The 18,690-nt window shown below is 74.4% G+C and carries 16 protein-coding genes and 1 pseudogene; 8 read left to right on the top strand and 9 right to left on the bottom strand.

The genetic code is table 11. The features are described from left to right. Window positions 1-27: 27 nt before the first annotated feature. Window positions 28-1,755 carry a glucose-6-phosphate isomerase gene (gene pgi / locus FB00_RS14535; protein WP_047233646.1) on the bottom strand — a complete coding sequence of 576 codons (1,728 nt, stop codon included), beginning with the start codon at window positions 1,753-1,755 and terminating at the stop codon, window positions 28-30. A gap of 57 nt (window positions 1,756-1,812) precedes the next feature. Here pgi and FB00_RS14530 point away from each other — a divergent pair, with 57 nt between their 5' ends. Next, a complete protein-coding gene (locus FB00_RS14530) occupies window positions 1,813-2,550 on the top strand; it encodes a dienelactone hydrolase family protein (protein ID WP_331386747.1) in 738 nt (245 codons plus the stop codon). Window positions 2,551-2,578: 28 nt separating this feature from the next. On the opposite strand, the gene FB00_RS14525 is transcribed toward FB00_RS14530, so the two are convergent. The 3 genes and pseudogenes from FB00_RS14525 to FB00_RS14515 all read right to left on the bottom strand — a co-directional run bounded on the left by FB00_RS14525 (window position 2,579) and on the right by FB00_RS14515 (window position 5,341). Next, on the bottom strand, window positions 2,579-3,772 hold the full coding sequence (locus FB00_RS14525) for a GNAT family N-acetyltransferase (protein ID WP_052877699.1): 1,194 nt from the start codon (window positions 3,770-3,772) through the stop codon (window positions 2,579-2,581). Next, entirely contained in the window at window positions 3,769-4,953 is a 1,185-nt protein-coding gene (locus tag FB00_RS14520) for a hypothetical protein (protein WP_047233678.1), read from the bottom strand. The genes FB00_RS14525 and FB00_RS14520 overlap by 4 nt, the downstream gene beginning before the upstream one ends. Window positions 4,954-5,070: 117 nt before the next feature. After that, a pseudogene (locus FB00_RS14515) lies at window positions 5,071-5,341 on the bottom strand (GlsB/YeaQ/YmgE family stress response membrane protein). Between the two features lie 130 nt (window positions 5,342-5,471). Between FB00_RS14515 and FB00_RS14510 the strand changes: the two are divergent. Further along, the gene (locus FB00_RS14510) at window positions 5,472-5,852 is read left to right on the top strand and encodes an RNA-binding S4 domain-containing protein (RefSeq protein ID WP_047233644.1); all 381 of its coding nucleotides are present in this window, start codon (window positions 5,472-5,474) and stop codon (window positions 5,850-5,852) included. Window positions 5,853-6,217: 365 nt separating this feature from the next. Here FB00_RS14510 and FB00_RS14505 read toward each other — a convergent pair whose 3' ends face one another. From FB00_RS14505 to FB00_RS14495, 3 genes are all read right to left on the bottom strand, one after another. Beyond that, window positions 6,218-6,883: a lytic polysaccharide monooxygenase gene (locus tag FB00_RS14505; protein WP_231581868.1), complete on the bottom strand. Its 666-nt coding sequence runs from the start codon at window positions 6,881-6,883 to the stop codon at window positions 6,218-6,220. Between the two features lie 292 nt (window positions 6,884-7,175). Next, complete coding sequence (locus FB00_RS23020; protein ID WP_047233642.1) at window positions 7,176-7,922, bottom strand: lytic polysaccharide monooxygenase; 747 nt, start codon at window positions 7,920-7,922, stop codon at window positions 7,176-7,178. Between the two features lie 354 nt (window positions 7,923-8,276). After that, window positions 8,277-8,858: a 1-acyl-sn-glycerol-3-phosphate acyltransferase gene (locus FB00_RS14495; protein ID WP_047233641.1), complete on the bottom strand. Its 582-nt coding sequence runs from the start codon at window positions 8,856-8,858 to the stop codon at window positions 8,277-8,279. Window positions 8,859-9,011: 153 nt separating this feature from the next. Between FB00_RS14495 and FB00_RS14490 the strand changes: the two genes are divergently transcribed. From FB00_RS14490 to FB00_RS14480, 3 genes are read left to right on the top strand one after another with little or no spacing between them, the layout of a single operon-like run. Beyond that, complete coding sequence (locus FB00_RS14490; RefSeq protein WP_052877697.1) at window positions 9,012-10,223, top strand: ROK family transcriptional regulator; 1,212 nt, start codon at window positions 9,012-9,014, stop codon at window positions 10,221-10,223. Next, window positions 10,220-11,170 (top strand): polysaccharide deacetylase family protein, encoded by a 951-nt coding sequence (locus FB00_RS14485; RefSeq protein ID WP_052877696.1) that lies wholly within the window; start codon window positions 10,220-10,222, stop codon window positions 11,168-11,170. Before FB00_RS14490 ends, FB00_RS14485 begins: the two co-directional genes overlap by 4 nt. Continuing rightward, window positions 11,167-12,609, top strand: a complete 1,443-nt coding sequence (locus tag FB00_RS14480; protein WP_231581867.1) for an MFS transporter — start codon at window positions 11,167-11,169, stop codon at window positions 12,607-12,609. The genes FB00_RS14485 and FB00_RS14480 overlap by 4 nt, the downstream gene beginning before the upstream one ends. Window positions 12,610-12,658: 49 nt before the next feature. Here FB00_RS14480 and FB00_RS14475 read toward each other — a convergent pair whose 3' ends face one another. Beyond that, window positions 12,659-13,237 (bottom strand): MarR family winged helix-turn-helix transcriptional regulator, encoded by a 579-nt coding sequence (locus FB00_RS14475; protein ID WP_082141343.1) that lies wholly within the window; start codon window positions 13,235-13,237, stop codon window positions 12,659-12,661. A gap of 91 nt (window positions 13,238-13,328) precedes the next feature. Here FB00_RS14475 and FB00_RS14470 point away from each other — a divergent pair, with 91 nt between their 5' ends. Further along, window positions 13,329-14,264 carry an LLM class flavin-dependent oxidoreductase gene (locus FB00_RS14470; RefSeq protein ID WP_047233640.1) on the top strand — a complete coding sequence of 312 codons (936 nt, stop codon included), beginning with the start codon at window positions 13,329-13,331 and terminating at the stop codon, window positions 14,262-14,264. After that, window positions 14,261-16,606: an LLM class flavin-dependent oxidoreductase gene (locus FB00_RS14465; RefSeq protein ID WP_047233639.1), complete on the top strand. Its 2,346-nt coding sequence runs from the start codon at window positions 14,261-14,263 to the stop codon at window positions 16,604-16,606. The genes FB00_RS14470 and FB00_RS14465 overlap by 4 nt, the downstream gene beginning before the upstream one ends. Window positions 16,607-16,674: 68 nt before the next feature. Here the strand turns inward: FB00_RS14465 and FB00_RS14460 are convergent, their stop codons facing one another. Next, entirely contained in the window at window positions 16,675-17,958 is a 1,284-nt protein-coding gene (locus FB00_RS14460; RefSeq protein WP_047233638.1) for a benzoate/H(+) symporter BenE family transporter, read from the bottom strand. 90 nt (window positions 17,959-18,048) lie between these two features. Here FB00_RS14460 and FB00_RS14455 point away from each other — a divergent pair, with 90 nt between their 5' ends. Beyond that, on the top strand, window positions 18,049-18,663 hold the full coding sequence (locus tag FB00_RS14455; RefSeq protein WP_231581866.1) for a helix-turn-helix domain-containing protein: 615 nt from the start codon (window positions 18,049-18,051) through the stop codon (window positions 18,661-18,663). Window positions 18,664-18,690 lie beyond the last annotated feature (27 nt).

Raw genomic sequence — 18,690 nt, 5'->3', positions numbered from 1 at the left:
CTCCGGCCGTGCTCGACGGGAGGCGGGTCAGCTGCGCAGGTCGAGGTACCGGTCGATGAGGGCCGCGGTGGACGGGTCCTGCGCGGCGAGGGCGTCCTCGTCGCCCGCGACGGCGGGCGCGATCTCGAGCGCGAGCTTCTTGCCGAGCTCGACGCCCCACTGGTCGAAGCTGTCGATGCCCCACACGACGCCCTGCACGAACGTGATGTGCTCGTAGAGCGCGATGAGCTGGCCCAGGACCGACGGCGTGAGCGCGGGGGCGAGGATCGACGTCGTCGGGCGGTTGCCCGGGAAGGTGCGGGCGCTCACGAGCTCCTCCGCCGTCCCCTCCGCGCGGACCTCGTCCGCCGTCTTGCCGAAGGCGAGCGCCTTGGTCTGCGCGAAGAAGTTCGCGAGGAACAGCCCGTGGACGTCCGCGCCGGGCTGGACCGCGCCGCCGTCGCCGACGTCGTCCGTGAGCGGGTGCGCCGGGTTCGCGACCGCGATGAAGTCCGCCGGGATGAGGCGCGTGCCCTGGTGGATGAGCTGGTAGAACGCGTGCTGGCCGTTGGTGCCGGGCTCGCCCCAGAAGATCTCGCCCGTCTCGGTCGTCACGGGTGAGCCGTCCCAGCGCACGCGCTTGCCGTTGGACTCCATGGTGAGCTGCTGGAGGTAGGCCGGGAAGCGGTGCAGGTACTGCGCGTAGGGGAGCACCGCGTGCGTGTGGGCGTCGAGGAAGTTGACGTACCAGACGTTGAGCAGGCCCATGAGGACGGGCACGTTGCGCTCGAACGGCGTGCGGCGCACGTGCTCGTCGATCGCGTGGAAGCCCGCGAGCAGCTCGGCGAAGCGGTCCGGGCCGATCGCGATCGCGAGAGACGTGCCGATCGCGGAGTCGACCGAGTAGCGCCCGCCGACCCAGTCCCAGAACCCGAACGCGTTGGCCGGGTCGATGCCGAACGCGGCGACCTTGTCGAGCGCGGTCGAGACGGCCACGAAGTGCTGCGCGACGGCGGCCTGGCGAGCCTCGTCCGTGTCGTCGAGAGCGCCGACCGCGGCGAGCTCCGTCCACAGCCAGTCGCGCGCGAGGCGCGCGTTCGTCAGGGTCTCGAGCGTGCCGAAGGTCTTGGACGCGACGATGAAGAGGGTCGTGCGCGGGTCGAGGCCCGCGGTCTTCTCCGCGACGTCCGTCGGGTCGATGTTCGAGACGAACCGGACCTCGATGTCCTGGTGCTTGTACGGCAGCAGCGCCTCGTACGCCATGACGGGGCCCAGGTCGGAGCCGCCGATGCCGATGTTCACGACCGTGCGCACGCGCTCGCCCGTGACGCCCGTCCACTCGCCCGAGCGGACCTTGTCCGCGAACGCGTAGACCTTCGCGAGCTCGGCGTGCACGTCCGCGTCGACGTCCTGCCCGTCGACGACGAGGTGCTCGTCGTCACCCAGCGGGGTCGGCCGGCGCAGGGCCGTGTGCAGGACGGCGCGGTCCTCGGTGACGTTGATGTGCTCGCCCGTGAACATCGCCTCGAGGCGGTCGTCGAGGCGGACCTCCTCGGCGAGGCGCACGAGCAGCTCGAGCGTCTCCTCCGTGACGAGGTTCTTCGACAGGTCGACCGTGAGGTCGGCGGCCTGGTGCGTGAGGCGGCGCGCGCGGTCCGGGTCGGCCGCGAACCAGGTGCGCAGGTCCGGCTCCACGGTGTCGCGGTGCACGGTCAGCGCGGTCCAGGACGGCGTGGTGGTGGGGTCGATCGGCGGCGGCACGGGCTGCGAGGTCATGACCACCAAACTACTGACCGACGTCGGCGCACGCCCACCCCGACCGTCCCGCGGTCGATGGTCCGGTGGCCTGACGAACGGCCGCCGTCGGTCCCTGGACTCGGCTCCGGGCGAGCGTGGGCGCCCCGCGCGACGATGGTCGGTGTGCGCCGCGCGGCGCGCACCGGACGGCGACGGCGCCGCCGGGCCACCGACGGAACACCGGAGGAGGGGACCATGGCCGAGGTCGTGCTGTTCCACCACGTGCAGGGACTGACCGAGGGCGTGCGGACGATCGCGGAGTCGCTGCGGGGCGCGGGGAACGTCGTGCACACGCCGGACCTGTTCGAGGGGCGCACGTTCGCGACCCTCGACGAGGGGATGGCGCACGTGCAGGAGCTGGGCTTCGGCACCGTCCTGGAGCGCGGGCGCGCCGTCGCCGACGGCTACGACGCGGGCGTCGTCTACGCGGGGATCTCGCTCGGCGTGCTCCCCGCGCAGATGCTCGCCCAGACGCGCGCCGGGGCGAAGGGCGCGGTGCTGCTCGAGGCGTGCGTGCCGGTCTCGGAGTTCGGCGAGGCGTGGCCCGACGCCGTCCCCGTCCAGGTGCACGGCATGGACGCCGACCCGTCGTTCGCGGGGGAGGGCGACCTCGACGCCGCGCGCGAGCTCGTGGACTCCACGCCCGACGCCGAGCTGTTCGTCTACCCCGGCGACCGGCACCTGTTCACCGACCCGGGCCTGCCGTCGTACGAGCCGGAGGCCGCCGCGCTCGTCACCGAGCGGGTGATCCGCTTCCTCGACGGCATCCGCTGAGCGGCCGACGTCGCGGCGGCCTCCGGGGTCAGGAGGTCTCGCCGGGCTGCTGCCCGGGCGCTCCGGCGGGTGCCGCGTCGAGCACGAGCTGCCACTCGGCGTCGACGCTCGCCGGCGCGAAGCCGAGCGCGACGTTGATCGCGAGCATGTGCGCGTTCTCCTGCGCGTTCCACGTGTGCACCCGGCGCGACGACGGCCGCGCCCGCGCGAGCTCGTCGAGCACGGCGACCTTGACGAGCATGCCGAGGCTGCGGCCGCGGTGCTCCCGGAGCACGAGCGTGTCGTACTGGAGCACGACCTCCGGCCGGTCGCGCGGGTACGCCACCATCGAGAACGCCGCGAGCGTGCCCGACGCCGCGTGCTCCGCCGCGGCGATGACGTAGCCCTGGCCGCGGTCGAGGATCTCCTGGGACGTCGTCCGGACGCGCTCGGCGTCCCACGGGTCCTCCTCGAGGTCGAGCCCGCCGCTCGGGGCGTCGGTGCTCATGCGCGTCTCGAGCACCGCGAACTGGTCGATCCACTCCTCGGGGACCGCGTCCGTCCACACGTGCACGCGGTAGCCGTCGGACCGCTCCGTCGCCGCCGCGCGCAGCGGGTCGAGCACCTCGGAGGCGACCGGGAGGTCGAGCACCGAGTGGCGCATCACCTGCTCGAGCGTGAACCCACGCCGCAGCGCGAACGTCGTCCCGTCGTCGTGCGCCGGGACGCGGCCGCTGCCCGTCGGGGCCTCCAGCGCGCCCGGCCCTGGCGGCGGCTCCGGCGCGAACGACGAGTCGGACTGGACGACGCGCCGCCCCTCCGCGCGCGCGACGGCCAGCGCCGCGTCCCACAGCGCGGAGCCGACGCCGCGGCGCCGGTGCGCGGGATCGACCCCCACGTAGACGACCGCCACGTGCGTGTTGCCCTGCTGCGGGAGCGCCACCATCGACCGCCCGACGACGTCCTCGGGCCGGGGCGTCGTGCCGTCCGGGGCGTCGTCGAGCACCGCGACCCAGCGCAGCACGCGGCGGTAGCCGGGGCTCGCCACCGTGCCCGCGACGGTCGCCGCGTCCAGGGCGAGGTCCGTGTGGCCGTGGATCGCACGGTCGATCGCGTCGCCCACCCGGACCGTGCCGTGGACGGCCCAGGCGTCCGGCGCGTCGAGGCTCCCCGGGACGGGCTCGATGCGCACGCGCACGTCGCGCGGGGTGGTGGTGGTCGGTCCTGCCTGCGGTGCGGTCACACGCCGTCCTTCGGGGTCGTCCTGCGCTGCCATGCGGCCCACACGCCCGCGGGCCGGAACCCGAGCGCGACGTTGATCGCGAGCATGTGGTCGTTCTCCTGCGCGTTCCAGGTGTGGACGCGCCGGGTCGCGGGGCGCTCGCGGGCGAGCGCGTCGAGGTTGGCCACCTTGACGAGCATCCCGAGCCGGCGCCCGCGGTGCTCGCGGAGCACGAGGGTGTCCTCCTGGAACGCGAAGTCGTCGTGCTCGCGCGGGTACAGGAAGACGGTGAACGCGGCGAGCGTGCCGGTCGGCACGTGCTCCGCGGCGCTCAGGAGGAAGCCGTTCCGCTTCTCGACCTGCTCGCCCACCCAGGTGCGCACGCGCCGCGCGTCCCACGGGTCCTCGCCGTAGTCGACGCCTCCCGTCGGCGGGTCGGTGCTCATGCGGGTGAAGAGCACGGCCACCTGGTCGAGCCAGACGTCGGGGACCTCGTCGGTCCAGGTGTGCACCCGGTAGTCGGAGCCGGCGTGCTCCCGGGCGTCGGCGCGGTGCGCGTCGAGGGTCTCGGGGGCCACCGGGAGGTCGAGCACGGAGTGGCGTTCGACCTGCTCCAGGGCGTACCCGCGCGCGCTGAGGAAGCGCGGGCCGGGGGCGTCGGCGGGGACGCGGCCGGCGCCGGTCGTGGCGGCGAGCGCGCCCGGGCCCGGCGGAGGCTCCTCGCCGTGCGAGGTGTTCGAGAGGAGCACGGTGCGCCCGGCGTCCGCGCCGAGACGCTCGGCGAGCGCGAGCAGGGGAGTCCCGATGCCGCGCCGGCGCTCGGACGGCCGGACGAGCACGAAGGCCTCGCTCAGCCGCTCGTTGCTCGTGGTGGGGTGGAGCACGAACAGGTGCGCGACGACGTCGGGCACCGTGGGCGGGACGCCCTCGGCGATCAGGGCGCGGGCGGCCGCGGAGCGCACCACGACGAAGCGGCGCTTGGCCGCGTACTCCTGGTGGTCCATGCCCGAGAGCACGTCCCGGGACCGGAGCGCGAGGTCGTCGTAGCCGTGGACCTCGAGCTCGTGCTCGCGCTCGAGGTCCGCGACGGCGTGGTACGCCCACGCGGCGGGGTCGTCGAGCGACGCGGGGTGCGGGGCCTCGACGAGCGTGTACCCCTCGGGGAGGGACACCTCGGGGGCGGTGCGGGCGACGCTGCTCATGCCGTCCAGCGTCACCGCGCCGGCCGCCGATGTCCACGTCTTTTGGGACGACGACGGCCCGGGCTCCCGCAGGAACCCGGGCCGGGTGCGCCGCCGGTCGCGGCGGTCGTCGGTGCCCTACTTGTGCGCCGAGCGACGGGCGATCGCGCCCCAGATGAGCAGCACGAGCAGCGAGCCGACGAAGGCCCAGAACCAGGTGGTGAGCGAGAAGAACTCGTCGTTGGCGTCCGCGCCGAACAGCGCGCCACCGATCCATCCGCCGAGGAGGGCACCCAGCACACCCACGATCAGCGTGACGATCCAGCCCCCTGTGTGCCTTGCCCGGCAGGATGGCGCGTGCGATCGCGCCCATGATGAGGCCGATGAGGATCCATCCGATGAAGCTCATCCCTGTCTCCGTTCTCTGGGGGACGAAACAGTCATAGCGGGCAACTACCCCGTATGCCTGACTTCACGGTGGCACGGCGCGAGGCGGTTCGCACGCCGGGCGCCCTCCCCGTGGTCGTTAGGCTCGGAGGATGGCGACGACCGAGGCGACGAGCGCGCGTGTCGACAGCTGGCTGTGGGCCGTCCGGGTGTTCAAGAGCCGCTCGCAGGCGACCGCGGCGGTCAAGGCCGGGCACGTGCGGGTCAACGGAGAGCGTGCGAAGCCGGCGACGGGCGTCAAGGTCGGCGACCGCGTCGTCGTGCGCGGCGGCCCCGCCGAACGGATCCTCGTCGTCGAGAAGGTGCTGGTGAAGCGCGTCTCCGCGCCGCTCGCCGCGCAGGCCGTGATCGACCAGAGCCCACCCCCGCCGCCCCGGGAGCTCGCCGTGCGCGTCGCCGTCCGCGAGCGCGGCGCCGGCCGCCCGACGAAGCGGGAGCGCCGCGACCTCGACCGCCTCCGCGGCCGCGGCTGACCCCGGTACACCGAGTGCTGCGTCTGCGCTCGAACGATGCGTTCACGGACGCAGCGCTCGAACGCAGACGCAGCACTCGACTGTCGCCCTCAGTGCAGACCGGGGCGCGCGACATGGGGCACCGTCCTCAGGGCGGGGACCATCCGCCGGACGCGGTCGGCGACCTGCTGCTCGCTGCGCACGAGCGGAACGATGGCAGCGCCGCCGTGGCGATGCGGACGCCCTGTGGACAGAGCGGTCCTGTGGTCGGCGCAGACGACCGGAGGTGGGCCGAACCGAGCCGGGAGCGAGAGATGCGTCAGCGGCCGACGGATGCGTTCCGGGGACGCATCCGTCGGCCGCTGACGCAGCGTTCGTGGGTCAGGTCAGCAGGCGCCGAGGTCCTTCCAGACGCCCCACTGGCCGCTCTGGGCGGGGTTCTCGCCCGTCGTCCACCACTTGGCCTGGTAGTTGCGGCCGTCGTGCGAGACGTTCGCGCCGCCGAGGTACACCCCGCCCGCGGTCCACGCCGGCGCCGTGCAGTTGCCGGGCTCCGGGTCGGTGGGCTCGGGGTCCGGGTCGCCCGGGTCGGTGCCGCCGGCGCCGATCTTCAGGTCGACGCAGTTGTAGAACGCGTTCACCGTGTTCGAGACGTTCCAGCGCGCGAGGATCGTGTGGTTGCCCTCGGGCAGGCCGGTCAGCGTGTGGGAGATGTTGCTCGGAGGCTGGGCGCCGCCCTGGTTGAACGTCTTGAACAGCACGCCGTCGACGAAGTACTCCCAGGTGCTCGTGTTGTGCGCCGCGGTGAGGTTCCACTGGAACGTCACCGACGTGCCGGTCTGCGTGCGCGGCCACGGCTTGCTCGTGTCGTCGAGGATGCTGAACCCGCTGCCGCCGGAACACTTCATCGAGCCCTTGGGGGCCTCGACGGACTGCGGCTCGTACTTGATGCCGCCGCAGTCGAAGGACGTGGTGCCCTTCGCGCAGTGGTCCTGCCGGCTCGGCGGGGACGTGATCCAGCCGTGCGCGCTCGCGCTGGGGGCGATCGCCACGGGGGCGATGATCGCGACCGCGCCGACGACGGCCGCCAGGAGTACCGCTCTCAGTCTTCGCATGAGTTGTCTCGCTCTCCATCCGGTGGTGCATGGGTCCTGCGGCGCGCTTCGTCGCGGGCCGCTCTCGGATCGGGCACTTTCGACGCTACGAAACGTGAGGAGTGCGGACAATTGGGCAAAGCCCGTACGTGCTTCCGCGTACCCGGCGCGCCGTCCACCCCGGCACGCACGACGGCGGGTGCCCTCGCCCGTACGGACGAGGACACCCGCCGTCGCGGGGTTCAGCGGGTCAGCAGGCGCCGATCAGCTTCCACGGACCCCATGCCTCGGAGCCGGGGACGTTGTTCTGCGTCCACCACTTCGCCTCGTAGATGTTGCCGGCGTGCGAGATCTTCGCGCCGCCCGTGTAGACGGAGGTCGACGACCACGCCGGGTCGGTGCAGGTGCCCGGCTGGCCGCCACCGGGGTTCTCACCCTCGCCGCCGCCGGGGTTCTCCCCGCCGCCGGGGTTGGTGCCGTCGGCCGTGACGGTCAGGTCGACGCAGTTGTAGAACGCGTTCACCGTGTTCGACACGTTCCAGCGAGCGAAGATCGTGTGGTTGCCGAGCGGCAGGCCCTTCAGGGTGTGCGAGATGTCCTTGGGCGGCTGGACGCCGCCGCCGTCGAACGTCGCGAAGAGCTGGCCGTCCACGAAGTACTCCCACACGCTCGTCGCGTGGTTCGCGGTGAGGTTCCACTGGAACGTCACGTCGCGGCCGGTGGTCGTGCGCGGCCAGGGCTTGCTCGCGTCGTCGAGGATCGCGTAGCCGCTGCCGCCGGAGCACTTCATCGAGCCCTTGGGGGCCTCGACGGACTGCGGCTCGTACTTGATGGACCCGCAGTCGAAGGACGTGGTGCCCTTCGCGCAGTGGTCCTGCCGGGAGGCCGGAGAGGTGATCCAGCCGTGCGCCGAGGCGCTGGGGGCGATCGCGATCGGGGCGATGATCGCGGTCGCGCCCACGACGGCGGCGAGGAGCGCCGCGCGAAGTCGCTTCATGGGGGACTCGCTTCCTGTGTCGAGGAGGGCCGACACCGTGCGGAGCCCGCACCGTCGGCCGTGACGGGGTGGACCGTAGGCAGCCGGACGACGTCCGCTCAACGACTACGCACGACCGGCGCCGGGTACGGGAAGTCCCGTACCCGGCGGGTCGATTCGCCGGGATCGTGCGCCTGCGCGGTCGAGCGTGCTCCCGCCGACGTGCCCGGTCGGGCGCCTGGGCGGGTGAAACCATGTGGGGACCACGTATCCCCGGGGACGCTCCGACGCCGAGCCCGGGTCGAGAGATGCGTCTGCGGTCGACCGATGCGTTCGGGGACGCATCCGTCGACCGCAGACGCAGCGTTCGGTGGGTCAGGCGGCGGCCGCGTCCTCCTCGCGCAGGCGCGGCTCGGTGCGCAGGGCTGGGCGGAGGCCGGACTTGTCGGCGTAGAACGCGCGCACGACGTCCATGTCGGCGCGCACGTCGCCCGAGAGCTCGATCGTGGGGCCGAGGCCGGTCGTCATGGTGGTGCGGTCGACGTACCCGAGGGTCACCGGCAGGTGCGCCTCGCGCGCGATCCGGTAGAAGCCCGACTTCCAGTACGACCCCGCGCCGCGCGTGCCCTCGGGCGTCACGACGAGCGAGAACACCTCGCCGGCCTGGAGGCGCGCGACGACGTCGGCCACGACCCGGCTCGGGTCGCGCCGGTCGACGGGGATGCCGCCGAGCGCGCGCATGAGCGGCCCGGCCGGGCCGGCGAACAGCGTGTGCTTGCCGAGCCAGCGCACGTGGATCCCCGTGCTCCAGGCGATGGCGAGCATGAGGACGAAGTCCCAGTTCGACGTGTGGGGGGCGCCGACGAGGAGCGTCGGGCGGCCGGTGTCGTACGGCTCGGAGCGCAGGGACCACCGGCTGGTCGCCCAGTAGGCGCGGGCGAGGGCTCGGCGGATCACGACGCCACGGTACAGGGCCGTCCACAGGGAGACCGGTTGCCGTCGACAACCACAGGGAGCCCGGCTAGTCTCCGGGCGGGTAGGGAACTTCCCGCCCTACCTGCACGGCCCGGACATGTCGGCTCGACCCACCCACTGCTCGACGGAGACCAGATGGACACCACTCCCGCCGGTACACCCGCCCTCCTGCGCACCCTCAACGCGCGCGCCGTGCTCGACGTGCTCGGCACGGGCGCGCAGGTCGCCCGCCCCGACGTCGTCTCGGCGACCGGGCTGTCCAAGACGACCGTCGCGCAGACGCTGCGCGCGCTCGAGGCGACGGGCGTCGTGACGGAGGCCGGGCTCGACCGCGACCGGCGGGGGCCGGCCGCGACGCTGTACCGCGTGGACCCCGACTACGCGTTCGGCCTGGGGATCGACGTCGCGCGCGACCGGGTGCGGGTCGCGCTCGTCGACGTCACGGGCGCGATCCGCGCCCGCGCGGAGCGTCGGGACGTCAAGCCGACGACGACGGCCCGCGCGCGTGCGGCCGCGGAGCTCGCCCGTGCGTGCGTGAACGACGTCGCCGCCCGCCTTCCCGAGAGCACCGCGGTCGAGGTGACGCGCGCCGTCGCGGCGGTCCCGCTGATCGTCGGGGCGGACCAGCGGACCATCCGCCGCGTGCCCGGCTACGAGAAGGGCGGGACCGACCTGGTCGAGGCGCTCGAGGACTCGCTGGGCTGCCCGGTGTCGCTCGAGAACGACCTCAACCTCGCGGCGCTCGCCGAGCAGCGCGACGGGGTCGCCGCGGGCGTGCGCTCGTTCGCGGTGCTCGGACTCGGCGACGGGTTCGGCGCGGGGCTGGTGCTCGACGGGAAGCTCCACCGCGGGTTCGCGGGCGGTGCGGGCGAGGTCTCGTTCCTGCCGCACCCCGCCCGGGCGCTGGGTTCCGAGGCGCTGGGTGCGTCGTCGCTCGCCGTGCTCGCGAAGGAGCACGGCCTGCCCGACGACGTGACGGTCAAGCAGCTCGTGGACCGCGCCGAGCACGGCGACGGCGCCTCGAACGACGCGCTCGACGAGGTCGCCGAGCGCATCGGGGTCGTCGCGGCGTCGGTCGCGCTCGTCGTCGAGCCGGAGCTGTTCGTCCTCACGAACCAGGCGGCGCGCGCGCCGATCGCGGACCGGGTGAAGCGGTTCCTCGCGGAGAAGATCGCCGTGCTCCCCATCCAGGTCGTGTCGTCGGAGCTCACGTGCGACGCCGTCGTGGTGGGTGCCGCACGCTCGGCCAGCGACGCGCTGCGCGACGAGGTGTTCCGTTCTGCCGCCGCCCACCCCGCGTCGGGCGAGGCCGAGGCCGCCGACGAGCGCGAGGAGGCGGCGTCGTGACCGCCGCCGCACCGGGTGGGGGAGCGCCGCCGTCGGACCTGGTCTCTCGGCTCGGCCTCGCCGCCGACGCGCGCGCCATCATCCTCAACGCCGACGACTACGGCATGTGCCGCGCCGCCAACCGCGCGGTCTCCGAGCTCCTCCTCGCCGGGCAGATCGACTCCGCGACGGTCATGGTCCCGTGCGGGTGGGCCCCGGACGCGCTCGCCTTCGCGGCCGCGCACCCCGTCGACGTCGGGGTGCACCTCGTGCTGACGAGCGAGTGGACGCGGTACCGCTGGCGGCCGCTCACCGGGACGGGCACGTCCCTGGTCGACGACGCGGGCTACTTCCCGCGCGACGTCCTGTCCGTCGAGCGCCGGGCGCGTGTCGAGGACGTCGTCGCCGAGCTCACGGCGCAGCTCGACGCGGCGCTCGCGGCCGGCGTCGACGTCTCGCACCTCGACAACCACATGGGCTCCGTCTACGGGCTCGAGACAGGGCGGTCGTTCCTGCCGCAGGTCTTCGAGCTCGCCGCCCGGTACCGTCTGCCGTTCCGGCTGCCCCGGACGACCGACGGGATGGTGCTGCCCCCCGGCGACTTCCAGCCGCTGCTCGACGAGGCGACGGCCGCCGCGGACGCGCTCGGCGTCGTCGTGGTCGACCGGCTCTGGACCCACCCGTTCGAGCTCGACGGCGCCGGGACGGTCGAGGAGGAGGACTACGAGGACGTCCGGGCCGACTTCCTCGACCTGCTGCGCCGCGTCCCGTCCGGCGTGACCGAGATCTTCCTCCACCCGATGCTCGACGACGACGAGCTCGGCGACGTCGCCGACTACGGCGTCGCGAAGCGCGGCTTCGAGCGTCGGCTGCTCGCCGACCCGGCCGTGGCGGCCGTGATCGCCGAGGAGGGGATCGTCCGCGTCGGCTGGCGGGACCTGCGCGCGGTGCAGCGGGGCGAGCGGTGAGCGCCCCGCACGGGACGCCGGGCGCGACGACCACGGGCGGGGGGCTGCTCGCTCGTGTCCGGGACCGCCGGCTCGTCGGCACGCCCTCGCGCGCGCAGACGGTCGCCTACGGTGCGTCCGCGTTCCCGTCGAACCTGCTCATGCAGACGTTCTCCGCGTTCGTCGTCTACTTCTACGTCGACCACCTCGGCGTGCGCGCCGGCTGGGTCGCGGGGGCGATGATCGCGCACGGCATCCTCAACGCCCTGCTCAACCCGCTCGTCGGCGCGGTCTCCGACCGCCGTCGCACGCGCTGGGGCCGGCGCGTCCCGTGGATCGTGCTGGGGATCGTCCCGCTCGTCGTCGCGTTCGCGCTCGTGTGGACCCCTCCCGCCGTGGGGCCGACCGGTCTCATCGTGTGGTTCCTCGTCGTCGTGGCCCTGTTCGACGTCGCGTACGTCGTCGTCGCGCTCAACATCTCGGCGCTCTTCCCCGAGATCTTCCGGACGACGGCGGAGCGAGCCCGCGGCAACACGCCGCGCCAGATCTTCGGGCTCGTCGGGATGATCCTCGGCACCGCCGGCGCGCCGCTCCTGTACGGCACGCTCGGGTGGACCTGGATGGCGTTGCTGCTCGCCGTCGTGAGCCTCGCGTTCTTCGTGTGGTCCCTCGCCGGCATGGTCGAGCGCCCCGTCGACGTCGCGACGGTGCGCGAGCGCGAGGCCGCCGTCGGGCTGGGGGACCAGCTCCGGTACACGTTCGCCAACCGCGCGTTCGTCACCTACGTGCTCGGGTCGCTCCTGCTCCAGAGCACGACCGCCATCGTGCTCGCCGCGATCCCGTTCTACGTGCGCTACACGCTCGGCGGCGCCGAGGCCGACGCGACGTTCCTCCTCGCACCGATCTTCGTCGCCGCGATCCCGTCGATCGTCGGATGGTCGTGGGTCGTGCGGAAGATCGGCCCGCGCTCGGCCATGCTGTGGGTCGTCGCGGTGTACGGCCTCGCGACGTGCCTCTACCTCGTCCCGTCCACCGTCCTGGGCGCCGCGCTCGCGGGGCTCGCCGTGGGCGTGGGCGTCGCGGGCCTCATGCAGGTGCTCGAGGTCGCGCTCGCGCAGGTCATCGACGACGACGAGCGCCGCACCGGCCTGCGCCGCGAGGGCATGTACTTCGGCGCCAACGGGTTCGTCGTGCGCGGGTCGGTCATCGTGCAGGCCGTGCTCGTCGCCGGTGTGCTCTCGGCGAGCGGGTACGTCGAGGGTGCGGGCGACGTCGTGCAGCCGGACAGCGTCGCGACGGGCGTGCGCCTCCTCCTCGGCGGCGTCCCCGTGGTCCTCGCCGCGCTCGCGTTCGTCTGCTTCTGGCTCTACCCCCTCCGCGGCCGCGACCCCGGCGACACCGACGCCGCCCTCACGGAGGCCGACGCCTCACCGACCGCGGCGGACCCCCTGCCGAGGTAGACCTCTGGTCCCGCGAGGTAGAGCTCTGGTATCGCGGAGAACCACGGTTCTACCTCGGCGGACCGGGGTTCTCCTCCGGTCGAACGGGGTTCTTCCGGGGCGACGTCGCGCCCGCGAGGGTGTGCTCGGCGACGGTGCAGGGGTCGGTGGTGGCGTCGACGTCGCGCAGGTCGCACGCGACGCGGCGCATGAGCGTGCGGAAGGCGCTGCGCTCGTCAGGTGACAGCATGCCCAGGAGCTGCTCCTCGGCGTCGTGCACGGCGGTGGCCCATCCGCCGAGGCGACGGCGGCCCTCGGGCGTCGCGACGACGCGGCGCGCGCGACGGTCGGCGGGGTTCTGCTGCCGCTCGACGAGCCCCGCGGCGACGAGGTCGTCGACGAGGTAGGTCATGACGGTCCGGTCGATGCCGTGGTGCTCGGCGAGCGCGAGCTGGGTGGGGTGGTCGCCCTGTGCCACCGTGACGAGGACCTGGTAGCCGCGCGTGCCGTGGGGGACGTCGTCGAGCGCCTGCTCGACCGTCGCGCGGTAGGCGCGCAGCAGCACGCCGAGGTGCCAGCCGAGGTCCTCGAGGCGGCCGGGGAGCTCGGCCGGGCCGGTGGGAGCGGCGGTCGTCGTGGTCGTGCTCATCCGTCCAGCCTACCGCCGGGAATGCGGTTGCACCACCTATCTGTTACAGATATGTTCTGCGTAGCAACGTATCTTCAGATCGCGAGGAGCCATGCCCGACTACGGCCACGACCTGCGCTTCGGGTCCTTCGTCACGCCCGCCGCCGCGGTGCCGCACCAGGCGGTCGCGCTCGCGCAGCTCTCCGAGGAGGTGGGTCTCGACCTCGTCACGTTCCAGGACCACCCCTACCAGGCGGCCTTCCTCGACACGTGGACCCTGATGTCCTGGGTCGCGGCGCGCACCGAGCGCATCCGGATCGCGGGCAACGTGCTCAACCTGCCGCTGCGCCCGCCTGCCGTGCTCGCGCGGGCCGTCGCGAGCCTCGACCGGCTCTCGGGCGGGCGCGTCGAGCTCGGCCTCGGCGCGGGCGGGTTCTGGGACCCGATCGTCGCGATGGGCGGCGAGCGCCTGACCCCGGGGGAGTCGGTCGACGCGCTCTCCGAGGGAATCGACGTCGTCCGCGGCCTGTGGGACACGTCCACGCGCGACCGCCTCGTCGCGGGCGGCGCACGCCACCACGTCGACGGCGCCAAGCGCGGGCCCGCACCCGCGCACGACGTCGAGATCTGGGTCGGCGCGCTCAAGCCTCGGATGCTGCGCCTCGTCGGGGCGAAGGCCGACGGCTGGCTCCCGTCGCTCGCGTACCTCCAGAGCTTCGAGGCGCTGGCGACGGGCAACGCGACGATCGACGCCGCCGCCCGGGACGCGGGTCGTGACCCGCGGGCAGTGCGGCGTCTGCTCAACGTCGGCGGCCGGTTCACCGCCGACGGTGGCGCAGGGTTCCTCCAGGGCTCGCCGCGCCAGTGGGCCGAGCAGGTTGCCGAGGTGACGCTCGAGCACGGCGTGTCGACGTGGATCGTCGCGGGCGACGACCCGACGACGCTCGCCGTCGTCGGTCAGGAGGTCGCCCCCGCGGCGCGCGAGCTCGTCGCGGCCGCGCGCGGCACCGCGCCGGGAGCGACGACCGACGGCGAGGCCCGCGCATGACCGACTACGGCCACCCGCTCCGGTTCGGCACGTTCGTCACGCCGTCGGCGCCGGATCCAGAGGCGACGGTCGGGCTCGCGCGCCTCGCCGAGGACCTCGGCTACGACCTCGTGACGTTCCAGGACCACCCGTACCAGCCGCGCTTACTCGACACGTGGACGCTGCTGTCGTACGTCGCGTCCGCGACGGAGCGCATCCACGTCGCGCCCGACGTCGTCAACGTCCCGATGCGCCAGCCCGCCGTGCTCGCGCGCGCCGCGGCGAGCCTCGACCTGCTGTCCGACGGGCGCGTCGACCTCGCGCTCGGCGCCGGCGCGTTCTGGGACGCCATGGTCTCGATGGGCGTCGAGCGCCTGACGCCGGGCGAGTCGGTCGACGCGCTCGCCGAGGCGATCGAGGTGATCCGGGCGATCTGGGGCGAGGACGGCGACGGCGAGCTGTTCGTCCCCGGGCGCCACCACCGGCTCGACGGCGCGACCGCCGGGCCGGGGACCACGCGGCGCATCCCCGTGTGGCTGGGCGCGCTCGGCCCGCGCATGCTGCGCCTCGTCGGCGAGAAGGCCGACGGATGGCTTCCGTCGCTGGGCCGCGTGGGCCTGGACGGGCTGCGCGCGGGCAACGCGCGCATCGACGAGGCCGCGACCGCCGTCGGGCGCGACCCGCGCGAGATCACCCGGCTGCTCAACGTGTCCGGCGCCTTCGGGACGGGAGACGGCGGTGGCGGGCTGGGCGGCGCGCCCGACCTCGCCGGACCGCCCGAGGCCTGGATCGAGCGGCTCCTGCCGCTCCTCCTCGAGGAGGGCGTCTCGACGCTGGTCCTCGCGACCGACGACGAGCGCACGACCTGCCGGTTCGCCGAGGAGGTCGCGCCCGTGCTGCGCGACGCCGTCGCCGCCGGACGCGCGTCGCACGGCACCGACACGTCGCGCGTCGTGCCGCTCGCGGTCCGCGCCGCGCGCCGACCAGGCATCGCGTACGACGACGTCCCCGCCTCGCTCGCGGAGCGCGCGGTCGAGCCGGGCGACGCCGCGTACGCGGGCGTGCGCTCGAACTACCTGCGCGGCGGTTCGCCGGGGCTCGTGCTCCGCCCCCGCGACACGGCGGAGGTCGTCGAGGCGCTCGCGTTCGCGCGCGGCCAGCAGGTGACGCGCACGGTGCCGCTCTCCGTCCGCTCCGGAGGCCACGGGATCAGCGGACGCTCGACGAACGACGGCGGGATCGTCCTCGACCTCGGCGCGCTCGACGCCGTCGAGGTGCTCGACGACGCCGCGCGCCTCGTGCGCGTCGGGCCCGGCGCGCGCTGGGGCGAGGTCGCGGCGGCGCTCGCGCCGCGCGGGTGGGCGATCACGTCGGGCGACTACGGCGGCGTCGGCGTCGGTGGGCTCGCGACCGCGGGCGGCATCGGGTTCCTCGGCCGCGCCCACGGCCTGACGATCGACCACGTGCGCGCCGTCGAGGTCGTGCTCGCGGACGGCTCGGTCGTGCGCGCGAGCGCGGAGGAGAACCCGGACCTGTTCTGGGCCGTGCGGGGTGCGGGGTCGCAGGTCGGGATCGTGACGTCGTTCGAGCTCGTCGCGGACGAGGTGTCCGCGGTCGGGTTCGCGCAGATGGTGCACGACGCGTCCGACCTCGCCGGGTTCCTCGAACGCTGGGGCGCGACGGTCGAGGCCTCGCCGCGGGACACGACGAGCTTCCTGATCGTCGGGCGCCCGCGCCCCGGGCAGCCGGTCGTCGCGCAGTCCATGACCATGGTCGACTCCGACGACCCCGACACCGTCCTCGCCCGGCTCCAGCCGTTCGCGGCGATCTCCCCGCTGCTCGCCCAGGCGACGGCGCAGATCGTGCCGTACGACGCCGTCGTCTCCGCGCCCGCGCCCGGGCCGCACGGCGGCCGGGGGGAGCCCGTGTCGCGGTCCGGACTGCTGGAGCACCTCACGCCCGAGGCGTCGGCCCGGCTCGCCGGCCTCGTCGCGAGCGGCGACACGTACTTCTTCCAGATCCGCTCGACGGGCGGCGCGGCGTCCGACGTCCCCGCGGACGCGACGGCGTACGGGCACCGCTCGGCGAACTTCTCCGTGGTGGCGATGGGAGCGAGCCGCTCGCGGCTCGACGCCCGGTGGGACGCGCTCGCCGACGTGTTCGAGGGCATGTACCTGAGCTTCGACACCGACCTGCGCCCCGAGCGCGTGGCCGACGCGTTCCCGCCCGCGACGTTGTCCCGGCTGCGGGAGGTCAAGCGCCGCGTCGACCCGACGAACGTCTTCCGCGACAACCTCCCGGTCCTCGGGCCGGACCCGCTCGACCGGGAGCCCCGCGAGGCGGCACCGGCTCCCGCGAGGTAGGAACCCTGCCGAGGTAGAGCCCAGGTAGCGCGAGGTAGAGCCCTGGTCATGACCACGTCTCTACCTCGCTATCGGGCCTCTACCTCGTGCGGCGGGGTGTCGACCGGTGTCTCGGTCTCGGTCTTGGCTGCGGTCTCGGTCTCGGTCTCGGTCTCGGTCTCGGTCTCGCTCGTGGGGCCCGGTGCCCGACGGCGCACGGAGAGGACCGCGTGGACCGCCAGGCCCGCGAGGATCGCCCAGAACGCGGCGGCGATGCCCGCCACGACGACGCCGCTCGCGGCGACGAGGAACGTCACGACGGCCGCCTCGCGCCCGCGCGGCTCGGCGACGGCCCCCGCGACGGCGGCGCCGAGCGTGCCGACGAGCGCGAGCCCCGCCGCCGCCTCGACGAGCCCCGCGGGCGCGGCGGCGACGAGCGCGGCGAGGCCCGCGGACCCCACGGCGAGCACGAGGTACGCCCACCCGGCGGTGTGGGCGGCGAGCCAGCGGCGTCGGGGGTCGGGGTGCGCCTCCGGCCCCGCGGCCAGCGCGGCGGAGATCGCCGCGAGGTTGATCGTGTGGCCGCCCGCGGTCGCTCCGGCGAGGGTCGCGAGCCCGGTGACGGTCATCGCCTCGCGCCACGGCACGCGATAGCCGAACGACGCCATGACGGCGACACCCGGCACGTTCTGCGACGCCATCGTCACGACGTAGAGCGGGACGGCGAGCCCGACGACGGCCTGCCACGAGAGCGTGGGCGCCGTGAGGTCGAGGCGCGGGACGGCGTCGGACCAGGCGAGCGTGCCGCCGTGCACGGCCTCGTACCCGACGATCGCGAGCGTCACCGCGAGCGCGGCGGGCGCCGCCCAGCGCGGCGCGACCCGCAGGAGCACGAGCCAGGTGAGGATCACCGGCGCGACGAGCAGCGGTGTCGCGACGACCGCGCGCACGGGCGCGAGACACAGCGTGAGGAGCACGCCGGCGAGCATCGCCTGCGCGATCGGGGCGGGGATGGCGGCGACGAGGTCGCCGAGGCGCGGCCAGAGCGCGGTGAGCAGCACGAGCCCGCCGACGACGCAGAACGCCCCGACCGCGGCGGGCCACCCGCCCGCGACGGCGCCCGTGCTCACGAGCAGCGCGGCGCCGGGCGTGGACCACGCGAGCGTGAGCGGGGTGCGGTGCCGGGTCGTGAGCCAGAGGATGCCGACGGCCTGCGTGACGCAGAGCGCCAGGAGCCCGGATGCGGCCTGGTCGGGCGTCGCGCCGACGGCGCGCAGCCCCGCGAGCACGACGGCGAACGAGCTCGTGAAGCCGACGAGGGCGGTCACGACCCCGGCGAGGACGGGGCGCAGGCGGTCCGAGGCGGGGTCCATGCTGCTCCTGGCGGGCGGCGAAGGGAGAGCGTTCTGTTCACAGAACGCTACCAGAGGCCCCGCGATACTCGCGCCGGTAGGCTGCGGCCCGTGAGCGACGGGGCAGGGCGCGCGGAAGATCGGCCGGACGGGAATGCCCGGGGAGTGCCCGGGCGCGCGCCGGAACGGCCCGGGGACGGGACGCTCGCGGCGGTCGCCGCGCAGCTCCGTGCGCTGCGTGCCGAGCGCGGACTCTCGTTGTCGGCGCTCGCCGCCGCGGCGGGCATCGGCAAGGGCTCGCTGTCCGAGATCGAGCACGGTGCGCGCAACCCGACGCTCGCGACCCTCTACGCGCTGGCCGGGGCGCTCGGCGTCCCGCTCGCGACGCTGCTCGCCGAGCGGGCGGGCACCGAGGTGTCGTCCGAGGGCGTCACCGCGCGGCTGCTCGACGCCCACCACCTGCCCGGCGGCACGGCCGTCGAGGTCTACCACCTGCACCTGGAGCCCCACGCGGATCGGACGTCCCCGCCCCACGGGCCGGGAGTCGTCGAGCACCTCCTCATCACGCGCGGCCGCCTGCGGGCCGGTCGTCACGGCGCGGAGGCGGTCGTCGAGGAGGGCGACGAGCTGCGCTGGGTCTCCGACGCGGACCACTCCTACCGGGCGCTCGACGGCGCCCCGGTCGACGCGGTGCTCGTCATCCGGACGCCGCCCCGGGCCGGGTAGGCGTCGCCGGGGGCCACCGGGCTAGTT

The organism is Cellulosimicrobium funkei, assembly GCF_001019615.1.
Classification (GTDB): Bacteria; Actinomycetota; Actinomycetes; order Actinomycetales; family Cellulomonadaceae; genus Cellulosimicrobium; species Cellulosimicrobium cellulans_E.
This window is presented reverse-complemented; position numbering and strand designations above follow the sequence as displayed.

Bases quoted from the DNA above. Each gene is read 5' to 3' on its own strand.
- pgi (WP_047233646.1), bottom strand. From the start codon at position 1,755: ATGACCTCGCAGCCCGTGCCGCCGCCGATCGACCCCACCACCACGCCG.
- FB00_RS14530 (WP_331386747.1), top strand. From the start codon at position 1,813: ATGGTCCGGTGGCCTGACGAACGGCCGCCGTCGGTCCCTGGACTCGGC.
- FB00_RS14520 (WP_047233678.1), bottom strand. From the start codon at position 4,953: ATGAGCAGCGTCGCCCGCACCGCCCCCGAGGTGTCCCTCCCCGAGGGG.
- FB00_RS14510 (WP_047233644.1), top strand. From the start codon at position 5,472: ATGGCGACGACCGAGGCGACGAGCGCGCGTGTCGACAGCTGGCTGTGG.
- FB00_RS23020 (WP_047233642.1), bottom strand. From the start codon at position 7,922: ATGAAGCGACTTCGCGCGGCGCTCCTCGCCGCCGTCGTGGGCGCGACC.
- FB00_RS14490 (WP_052877697.1), top strand. From the start codon at position 9,012: ATGGACACCACTCCCGCCGGTACACCCGCCCTCCTGCGCACCCTCAAC.
- FB00_RS14475 (WP_082141343.1), bottom strand. From the start codon at position 13,237: ATGAGCACGACCACGACGACCGCCGCTCCCACCGGCCCGGCCGAGCTC.
- FB00_RS14470 (WP_047233640.1), top strand. From the start codon at position 13,329: ATGCCCGACTACGGCCACGACCTGCGCTTCGGGTCCTTCGTCACGCCC.
- FB00_RS14465 (WP_047233639.1), top strand. From the start codon at position 14,261: ATGACCGACTACGGCCACCCGCTCCGGTTCGGCACGTTCGTCACGCCG.
- FB00_RS14460 (WP_047233638.1), bottom strand. From the start codon at position 17,958: ATGGACCCCGCCTCGGACCGCCTGCGCCCCGTCCTCGCCGGGGTCGTG.